Origin of the sequence: Collinsella sp. (genome assembly GCF_052346665.1) — a bacterium.
Classification (GTDB): domain Bacteria; phylum Actinomycetota; class Coriobacteriia; order Coriobacteriales; family Coriobacteriaceae; genus Collinsella.
The window spans coordinates 1,298-3,856 of the sequence record NZ_DAWDUX010000070.1 but is presented as its reverse complement, the minus strand read 5'-3'; the positions used below and the strand labels follow the sequence as shown (position 1 = coordinate 3,856).

3 protein-coding genes are annotated in these 2,559 nt (G+C 60.0%); all 3 read left to right on the top strand.

Annotated elements, in window-relative coordinates:
• Positions 1-228: 228 nt before the first annotated feature.
• The 3 genes from ACT8II_RS09230 to rpsI all read left to right on the top strand — a co-directional run bounded on the left by ACT8II_RS09230 (position 229) and on the right by rpsI (position 2,453).
• A complete protein-coding gene (locus ACT8II_RS09230) occupies positions 229-1,101 on the top strand; it encodes a patatin-like phospholipase family protein (protein WP_118654214.1) in 873 nt (290 codons plus the stop codon).
• A 509-nt stretch (positions 1,102-1,610) separates the two neighbouring features.
• Positions 1,611-2,054, top strand: coding sequence for a 50S ribosomal protein L13 (gene rplM, locus ACT8II_RS09225; protein WP_118654215.1), 444 nt, complete (start codon positions 1,611-1,613; stop codon positions 2,052-2,054).
• 3 nt (positions 2,055-2,057) lie between these two features.
• Complete coding sequence (rpsI, locus tag ACT8II_RS09220) at positions 2,058-2,453, top strand: 30S ribosomal protein S9 (protein WP_006720175.1); 396 nt, start codon at positions 2,058-2,060, stop codon at positions 2,451-2,453.
• Positions 2,454-2,559 lie beyond the last annotated feature (106 nt).

The following is a 2,559-nucleotide window of genomic DNA, read 5'->3' as shown; positions in this document are numbered from 1 at the left end:
CCCCTCATGCGAGGGTCGTGGTGCCGCATGAGCGGCGACGACCTGTCAAAGTACCCGAACTGCGAACGTGCCGCAATCCGTAAGCGAACAGTGTACCACGTTCGCGTCTCGAGCGTCTTCAGGGCACTCATGTGACGCACAGCGGGAGAAGAAGCCCCATGATTTGCGGACATCTGTTCATCTTCACGACTCATTGGGGTACAAGTCATACAGACGAGAGGAGCTCCAATGGAAGACAAGGCGAAAAACGCGGGTAAGGTTGCGATTGTTTTGGAGGGCGGCAGCTTTCGTGGCCAGTTCACCGCGGGCGTGCTCGACGTTCTCATGGAGCACCGCGTTGAGGTCGCGGCGTGTTACGGAACCTCTGCGGGTGCGCTCAACGGCCTGAATTACAAGAGCCGTCAGATCGGTCGTGCAAACCGCGTGAACCTGGCATTTTGCAATGATCCGCGCTACATGGGCGCTCAATCGCTCATTACCACCGGCAGCATGGTCGGCTACGATTTCATGCTCAACGACGTGCAGGATCGCCTTGACCCCTTCGATAATGACGCCTATCTGGCCAATCCCATGGAAATGTATGCATGCGCCACGGATGTGATGTTCGGAACTGCCGCGTACCTGCCGGTTCGCAATGCGACGCTCGACATCGACGCCGTGCGCGCCTCCACTTCCTTGCCGCTGGTCACGCAGCCTGTCGAGATTGACGGGCACCTGTACCTGGACGGTGGCACCGCCGATTCCGTTCCGGTTGAGCATGCGCTCGAAGATGCGGGTTTTGACCGGGCGATCGTGGTGCTCACGCAGGATCGCGATTACGTTAAGGGTCCCTATGGACTCATGCCGGCGGCTCAGCGCGCATACGCCGCATATCCGTATTTGCTGGAGGCGATGGCGAATCGCCACGAGCGCTACAACGAGCAGCGCGAGCACATTTGGGAATATGAGCGCGAGGGCCGGGCATTCGTGCTGGCGCCGCCACGTCCCGTTGAAGTGGGGCATGTCGAGCACGATGCGGCGAAGTTGCTCGATCTGTATATTCAGGGCCGCCAAGAAGCGGCTGCCCATATTGATGAGATACGGGAGTTCGTGGGCAAATAGGGGCTGGACGGAGGCGTGACGTCGATACCGCGCATTCCGTTGGCGGCTGAATATCGACCGCTTACCGGTTGGTCTTGATTTCTCATACCAGTAAGACTACCTGCTGGCACTTCGTGGTATAAGAAGAGTGAAAAAGGGTCCTCTCCACTGAGATACTCAGAGAAGCCCCATCAGAGGGCGGAGAGGTCGGGAACCCGGGCAGGCGCAAGGCCCCCGGGTTCCTTCTTGTGAGGTGCCCGAGAGGTTCCGGCAGGGTGCCGAACGTCTGCAAGAGGCTTGTTGCCGACGAAGAGGCGGAGGCCGCCGGGGCGTCCGGGCATCGTTTCGCCGGGGGTGGGAAGAGCATCCAAAACCATCGCCCGCCTCCGTCTCCGTCCCGCCTGTGCAGAAGTTCTGCACGTATGGCGGAAATGCGTTGACTTCGCTGTACAGGGCGGTATTATTGACAAGTTACTTTCCAGAGCCCCGTGAAACTCTGTTAAGACACACGTACTGTACATGGAGGAAAAGTGATTCTTAAGTCGACTCACTACGCCAAGCAGGGTGAGGTTGCCCGTAACTGGGTCCTCATCGACGCCGAGGGCGCCACGCTGGGCCGTCTTGCTGCCCAGGTTGCCAAGATCCTGCGCGGCAAGAACAAGCCCCAGTTCACGCCCAACTCCGACTGTGGTGACTTCGTGGTTGTCATCAACGCCGATAAGGTCCAGCTTACCGGCAACAAGGCTGACCACAAGACCTACTACCGTCACTCCGGCTACAATGGCGGCCTCAAGGCGGAGTCCTTCCGCCAGGCTATGGAGAAGCACCCGGAGAAGGTCATCGAGCGCGCTGTCCGCGGCATGCTCCCCAAGACCACTCTCGGCCGCAAGCAGCTGACCAAGCTCAAGGTCTATGCTGGCGCCGAGCATCCGCACGCTGCTCAGAACCCCGTCAAGATCGAGCTGGAGGGCTAAAAGATGGCTGAGAACACCGTTGTTTACTACGGCACCGGCCGTCGCAAGAACGCCGTTGCTCGTGTCCGTATCGTCCCTGGCACCGGTAAGGTGACCATCAACAAGCGCGACGCCGAGGAGTACTTCGGCCGTCACCAGCTCGTTGAGGACGCCCTTGCCCCCTTCAAGGTGACCGACACCCTCGGTTCCTTTGACGTCATCGCCCTGTGCGATGGCGGCGGCATCACCGGTCAGTCCGGCGCCCTGCGCCTGGGCATCGCCCGCGCCCTTCTCGAGGCGGGCGACTATCGTGCCGACCTCAAGCGCGCTGGCTTCCTCACCCGTGACGCCCGCGTCGTCGAGCGCAAGAAGTACGGCCTCAAGAAGGCCCGCCGCGCTCCCCAGTTCTCCAAGCGCTAAGGTGTTTGCGAAGACGTTTCCCGTATGGAAATGGGCCTACCGAGTTTTTCGGTGGGCCCTTTTTTTGTACCATTACGACGGTGCGGAATTTTCGGTCTCATCAATG

Excerpts from the sequence above, each read along its gene's own strand:
- ACT8II_RS09230 (WP_118654214.1), top strand. The coding sequence starts at position 229 with ATGGAAGACAAGGCGAAAAACGCGGGTAAGGTTGCGATTGTTTTGGAG.
- rpsI (WP_006720175.1), top strand. The coding sequence starts at position 2,058 with ATGGCTGAGAACACCGTTGTTTACTACGGCACCGGCCGTCGCAAGAAC.